Genomic DNA, 6223 nt, shown 5'->3' on the forward strand with positions numbered 1-6223 from the left:
GAGAGGGGTTGGGGTGAGGGTACGGCGCGCAGCGTCTCGCAGAATGCGTAGTACAAGCCTCCACACCCTCACCCAAGCACGCGCACACCCCACGCCATGACCTCCAGTCGTGGGCGGTGCAGGAGGATGCGGCTATCCTCGCGCCGGCTCCTCCCTTCTTCTTCCTTCCGCGACGCATCCATGACCGTGTTCCGCTCCCCGCGCCTGCTGCTGTCCCTGTCCCTGTTCGGCCTGCTTGCCGCCTGCGGCGGCGAACCCAAGCCGGCGCCGCCGGCCCCGGTGGTGAGCGGACCGGCACCGGTGCCCACGCCGGCGGCCCAGCCGCTGCGCATCGGCATTGCCCTGGGCGGCGGTGCGGCCAAGGGCTTCGCCCACATCGGCGTGATCAAGATGCTGCAGGCCAATGGCCTGGAGCCGACGGTGGTGTCCGGCACCAGCGCCGGCAGCGTGGTCGGCGCGCTGTACGCCAGCGGCATGGACGCGTTCCAGATGCAGCAGGCGGCGGTGGCGCTGGACGAGAGCAGCATCCGCGACATGCGCCTGTTCTCCGGCGGCCTGGTGCAGGGCCAGGCGCTGCAGGACTACGTCAACGCCCAGCTCAAGGGCAAGCCGATCGAGAAGCTGGCCAAGCCGTTCGCCGCGGTCGCCACCCGGCTGGAAGACGGCGAGCGCACCGTGTTCGTGCGCGGCAATGCCGGCCAGGCGGTGCGCGCGTCCAGCAGCATCCCCGGCGTGTTCGAACCGGTGACCATCGGCAAGTTCCATTACGTGGACGGCGGCGTGGTCAGCCCGGTGCCGGTGGACGCGGCGCGCCAGCTCGGCGCCGACTTCGTCATCGCCGTGGACATCTCCAGCAAGGCCAGCGGCAAGAACCCGGGCAGCATGCTCGGCACCGTCAACCAGTCGATCGCGATCATGGGCCAGCGCCTGGGCCAGCAGGAACTGGGCCGCGCCGACATCGTGATCCGGCCCAAGGTCAACGACATCGGCGCGGCCGACTTCGCCCAGCGCAACGCCGCGATCCTGGAGGGCGAAAAGGCCGCGCTGGCAGCGATGCCGCAGATCAAGGCCAAGCTGGCGCAACTGCAGCAGCAGCGCGCGGCCGCCGCAGCCGCGGCGGCAAAAGCCGCGCAACCGGCGCCGCCGCCGTGCGAGCCGCAATCGCGACTGGGCCGCCTGCTGCGCCGCGACGATCCCTGCAAGCCGAAAGACTGAGCATTCGCTCCCCTCTCCCGCCGGGAGAGGGGCCGGGGGTGAGGGTAAGCACACCAGTCACATTTGCAGAACCGCGCGCGCCGCTGTGACGCCTGGCGTGGGACGCACAGCAGTCGCATCCAGCATGCGCACTGCGGACATGACCACAGGTCCCGCAGGCGTCGCGTCACTCAGATCCGCGGCACCGCACTCTGCAGCTGCGCGTCCTGCTGGTGGACATCCTGATGCAGGGCGACCTGCTGCGCCTGGACCAACGCCTGCTGCCGATCGAACTCGGCAAGCCGCTCGAAGGACTGCGCTACCGGCGTGCGGATCGCCTCTTCGGTGGACATGTGCGCGCGCAGGTGCGCCGGATCCTTCGGATCGCCCTGCACGACAAACACCAGCTCGCCCGGCTGCGCCGTGCGCCCGCGCTCGCTCAACAGCACGTGATCCACTCGCTGCAGACCGTTGCGTGCGGCCAGGTCGGTGACGCTGGCCGCCATGCAGGCGCTGTCCGCATCGGGGCTGCGCCCCAACTGCCGATCCAGCGCCTGGGTGCCGGCGGCGCACTGCTGGTACAGCGCATGACGCGGATGGCCTGGCTCGCTGGGATCGGACGTGCGCGCGGCCTGCGCGGTCGCCGGATCAACCCGCACCGGATCGGCTTCGGCCAGCGTCTGCGGGCTGCGCAGGATCGGCTGGTGGCGGTACTGATCCTCGGGATGGAACTGCTCGCGTAACTGCTGGCGCTCCAGTCGCAGTGCACGCGTATCGTCGAGCTCGCGCAGCTGCTGCGGGTCGCGCACCGGCTGGGCGATGGTCTGCTCGCCGCCATCGACCCAGTTGGTCCATTTGCCGGTCCGCGCATCGCGCTCGTAGTAGACGCTCCGATCGCCGATCCGCTCCGGATCGGCGATCGGCCGCGCTTCGTGCGCGAGCGCCCGCGCAGCGGTCATGCGCCCGATATAGGACATCGCATCCAGCTGCGCGTCGTCGTACTTGCGCACGTCGTTCATGGTGAAACCGGCGCGGCTCAAGCCGAGTGCGGAATTGTCGAGCATCATCGACCAGACTTTCTCCGCTTCGGGCTCGCCACCATGGCGGCGCGCGGCGTCGAGCAGTTCGCGCGGCGTCCAGCCATTGGGGTTGATGTGATGCTTCTGGAAGGTCGCGTCATGGACGGCTTCGACGTCCTTGACTGGAAGATTCAGAGCCTGCGCGGGTTGACCATTGTCGAAGTAGCTTCGCCGACTCTCGAAGTCGCTCTTCATCAAATCAATGCCGAATTTGTTCCACTGCCGTTCGCTCATCGCGACGCCGTCACGACGGGCCTGGCTCTCGGCGAACGCGTTTGCCGTGGCACCTGGTGCGTTATCGTTGCGGACGACACCGAGCGCGAGCAACCCGTAGCCGTCGTTGCCTTGCTTGTTTGCGAGGTAGTTCCAATAAAGCTCTCGATTTCCCTGTTCGGCGTAGTAACCGAGAACTGCGATATCGCCCTTGTCCAGACCACTCATTCCCAGAGCTCCTTTGCCGTTTGCCTACAGAACTACCTGTTCTGCGCCCGATTCCCTTTCACCATGAACTTCTCCAGATAGCTACGCGCTGCATCCTCGATTCTTTTCCAGTCCGGCAATGCAGCGCGCACGTAGCGCACCTCCACGAGCGTACTGACGTCGGGAAGCACCAAGATATGACGGCACTCTGGAAGTTCGGCGTCTTGGCTACGCACCAGCTTTCCTTTCTGGTACTCCACACCGGTTTCCGCCACTACATGCGAGGTGCACTTGATGAAGGTGCGAATTTCGCCATGTGCATCCCGTTCGACGTACCAATCATCGTGCTCCTCCGCGTTGAACACAGGCGCCGATGCCCGGTATCCCTTTGCCTTGTAGTAGGCAAACACTTTCGGAAGATCCGGATAGTAGGGCGTCAGCCCATATACCGGACTTTGCCTGAGACGGCTCTGCAGATGCTCTGCCGGATTCTCCTTGTCCGCGGAATAGCCGGTGTAGCGCCTGCGTAGCGCCTCATGCACGTCCACCCCATCCAAATAGTGGTACCCGATATCGACCGTCCGCGTCGACACATCCAGGCTCAGATGCGCGCGTTCGCCCGGTGCGAACGGCTGCAGCGACGGGTATTCCAGGTACAGGCCGAAACTGTCGTCGAAGTTCGGCCCCATCTGGTCGCCGAAGTAGTTGGCCGGAATGCGTAGCTTGTACGGACCCAGGCATGCCTCCATCAATGGTGGCGGCGTCTTGAACGGATCCTGTGGGCCGAGCTGGCGCTGTCTCACGCAGCCCTGGGCATTGGTGGAGGTAGCCGCCGGCGTGTCGGCAGAGCCGGACTGTGCGCACCCTGCCAGGGGCAGGATGCCGGCAAGCAACAAGCACTGGGCCAAGCGCGTGGCGGGTCGCATCTGCATCCTCCGATGATGGCGGCGGCAGTATAGACGCGCAGTGCCGGCCATCGGCACGCATCGCCACGGCGACCACCATCGCAGCAATGCCGGGCTGCGCGACGGGCGTCCTTGCCTGTCATGCGCCGCGGCTCAGTACCGCCAGCGCAGCGTAAAGCTGACGAACCGCGGCTCGCCGTAGTTCTGGTAATCCAGGTTGGCCCAGTACTTCTTGTTCAATGCATTGGTCACCGCCAGCGTCGCGGTCCACTGCGTGCTGAGCTGGTAGTTGGCGTTGAAGTGCACCAGCGCGTACGGATCCTGCACCACGGTGACCGGGCGCGTGGCGGCGCTGCCGTCGCCGAGCGGGCGCTGGATGTTGTAGCCGCGCACCGCGCTCTGCCAGCTCACGCCGCCGCCCAGGCTCAGGCGCTGCCAGGCGCCGGGCAGGCGCACCTGGGTGGACAGCTGCAGATAGTCCTCCGGCAGGTTGGCGTAGATCGCGTCGGTCGGCGCACGGGTGACCTTGGCGTGGGTGTAGCCGGCATTGAGCGTCCAGCCCGGGCGCAACTCGCCGTTGTATTCCAGTTCCCAGCCGCGGCTCTTGGTGCCGTCGACGCCGATGTAGGCCGAGCTGCCGTCGGGCAGCGAGGCCTCGGGCTGGGTCATGTCGCGCACCGCGTAGTTGTCCTGCCTGGCCTCGAACACCGCCGCACTGAGCAGCGCGCGCCCGTCGGCCAGCTGCGCCTTGATGCCCGCTTCCAGGTTGGAGCCCTGCACCGGCGCCAGCAGGTTGTTGTCCTTGTCCTTGTAGTTCTGCGGATTGAAGATCTCGGTGTAGCTGGCGTAGGTGGAGATGGCCGGGGTGAGGTCGTAGACCAGGCCGACGTAGGGCGTGACCTCGTCGCTGACCCGGTAGCGGCCGCTGGTGCCGGTGTAGCTGCCGTCGGCGGCGAAGGCCTGGGTGCGGGTCTGCCAGGAACTCAGGCGTGCGCCAGCGATCAGCGACAGCGGTTCGGCCAGGCGCAGCCGGGTGGAGGCGTACACGCCGCGCTGGGTGGTGCGCGCCTCGCGCCGCGCGCCGGTGCGCGTGGTGGTGATCTGGCCCACGTCGCCGTGCCAGTCGTAGACGTTGGGGATGTAGTAGCAGCGCTCGCGGCCGCAAGTGGTCCAGTCGCCCGGATAGCGCAGCGCCAGGGTCGGCGTGGTCGACTGCAGGTCCTGCCAGCTGCCGCCGACCACCACGTCGTGGTCGCGGCCGAACAGGGGGAACGTGCCGGACAGGTACACGTCCAGGCCGTCGCGGGTGTCGGTGGCCTGCCCGGCGGCGGCGCGCAGGTAGATGCCGCTGCCGTCGCGCCTGGGATAGCCGCTGCCGTACACGCGCAGGTTGTTGACCTCGCCTTCGGTGCGCGCCAGGTTGACCTTCAGCAGCCAGTTGTCGCCGAAGCGCTGTTCCAGGTTGGCGAAGGTGGTATGGGTGTTGCGCTGCCAGCGCGCCCACTTCGGCGCCAGGTTGGTGGAGGTCGGCAGGTCGGCGAAGCTGCCGTCGGCGAAGAAGTACGGCACCGTGCCCCAGGTCGAGCCGACCGGATCGTTGTCCTGGCGCTGGTAGCCGACGGTGACCGTGGTGGTGTCGGTCAGGTCGCCTTCCAGCACCGCCATCCCGGACATCTTCTGCTCGGTGTAGTGGTCGTAGTAGTAGCCGCGGTTCTGCCAGGCGGCGACGAAACGGCTGCGGAAGCGGCCGTCGGCGGTCAGCGGCGCGGTGACGTCGGCCTGGGTGCGGCGGAAGTCCCAGGTGCCGAGCGAGGCCGCGAACGACGCATCGAAGCTCTTGCCGGGGCGCTTGCGCAGCAGGTTGACCGTGGCCGAGGGAATGCCGGCGCCGCTGAGCAGGCCGTTGGCGCCGCGGATCACCTCGACGCGGTCGTAGAAGACCATGTCGTATTCCTGGTTGGTGGAGCCGCTGTAGGTGGGCAGGCCGTCGACCTGGAAGTCGGTGATCTGGAAGCCGCGCGCGAAGTACAGCGGGCGCTGGGTGTCGTAGAAGGACACGTTGACGCCGGTGACGTTGCGCATGACGTCGTTGACGCTGAACAGCGATTCCTCTTCCAGCCGCTGCTGGCCCAGCACGCTCACCGACTGCGGCGTCTCCTGCAACGTCAGCGGCAGGCGGGTGGTGGTGGACGGCTGCGCGCGCGACGGGCTGCCGCTGACCTCCACCTTGTCCAGCGTGGTCGGCTGCACGTCGGCCGCGGCCGCGGCCTCGGCGGCGAACAACGGTGCCGAGGCGGCGGAGAGCGCGGACAGCACGGCGAGGGACAACAGACGGCGTGGAGCGGAGAAAAGCATGAATCGATCTCGCGGGGTGGGGCGCGGCGGCGACACCGTCGCGCCGCGGTGGAGGAAAGGGGCAGGCGCAGCCACGCTCCACGGCGGGAATCGACGTGGCTGGCCCGGCAGGGCTGGCGGAGGGGCTGTGGCCGTGGATGGCCGTCGCAGAACGCAAATGTAAATCGTTAGCAACAACTTAACAAGGGCGGCCACGCGCCGACACGCTGCGACACATCCGCAGCGCTCCCGCTAGCTGTGTAAACCCACCACGTTGTTCAGTGGAATTCG

At 67.4% G+C, this 6223-nt stretch carries 4 protein-coding genes; 1 reads left to right on the forward strand and 3 read right to left on the reverse strand.

Translation table 11 applies throughout. From position 1 onward, the window contains the following. The first annotated feature begins 180 nt into the window (after positions 1-180). Positions 181-1215, forward strand: coding sequence for a patatin-like phospholipase family protein (locus D180_RS03060; RefSeq protein ID WP_017911633.1), 1035 nt, complete (start codon positions 181-183; stop codon positions 1213-1215). Positions 1216-1385: 170 nt separating this feature from the next. Here D180_RS03060 and D180_RS03065 read toward each other — a convergent pair whose 3' ends face one another. The 3 genes from D180_RS03065 to D180_RS03075 all read right to left on the reverse strand — a co-directional run bounded on the left by D180_RS03065 (position 1386) and on the right by D180_RS03075 (position 5953). After that, on the reverse strand, positions 1386-2714 hold the full coding sequence (locus D180_RS03065; protein WP_043090388.1) for an XVIPCD domain-containing protein: 1329 nt from the start codon (positions 2712-2714) through the stop codon (positions 1386-1388). A gap of 32 nt (positions 2715-2746) precedes the next feature. After that, positions 2747-3619, reverse strand: coding sequence for a hypothetical protein (locus D180_RS03070; protein WP_043090390.1), 873 nt, complete (start codon positions 3617-3619; stop codon positions 2747-2749). 132 nt (positions 3620-3751) lie between these two features. Continuing rightward, a complete protein-coding gene (locus tag D180_RS03075) occupies positions 3752-5953 on the reverse strand; it encodes a TonB-dependent siderophore receptor (protein WP_043090389.1) in 2202 nt (733 codons plus the stop codon). Between the last annotated feature and the right edge of the window lie 270 nt (positions 5954-6223).

It is taken from the genome of Xanthomonas sp. SHU 166 (genome assembly GCF_000364685.1).
GTDB classification, from domain to species: Bacteria; Pseudomonadota; Gammaproteobacteria; order Xanthomonadales; family Xanthomonadaceae; genus Xanthomonas_A; species Xanthomonas_A sontii.

What these genes read in the sequence shown, in the direction of transcription:
- D180_RS03060 (WP_017911633.1), top strand. Translation starts at nt 181, where the DNA reads ATGACCGTGTTCCGCTCCCCGCGCCTGCTGCTGTCCCTGTCCCTGTTC.
- D180_RS03065 (WP_043090388.1), bottom strand. Translation starts at nt 2,714, where the DNA reads ATGAGTGGTCTGGACAAGGGCGATATCGCAGTTCTCGGTTACTACGCC.
- D180_RS03070 (WP_043090390.1), bottom strand. Translation starts at nt 3,619, where the DNA reads ATGCGACCCGCCACGCGCTTGGCCCAGTGCTTGTTGCTTGCCGGCATC.
- D180_RS03075 (WP_043090389.1), bottom strand. Translation starts at nt 5,953, where the DNA reads ATGCTTTTCTCCGCTCCACGCCGTCTGTTGTCCCTCGCCGTGCTGTCC.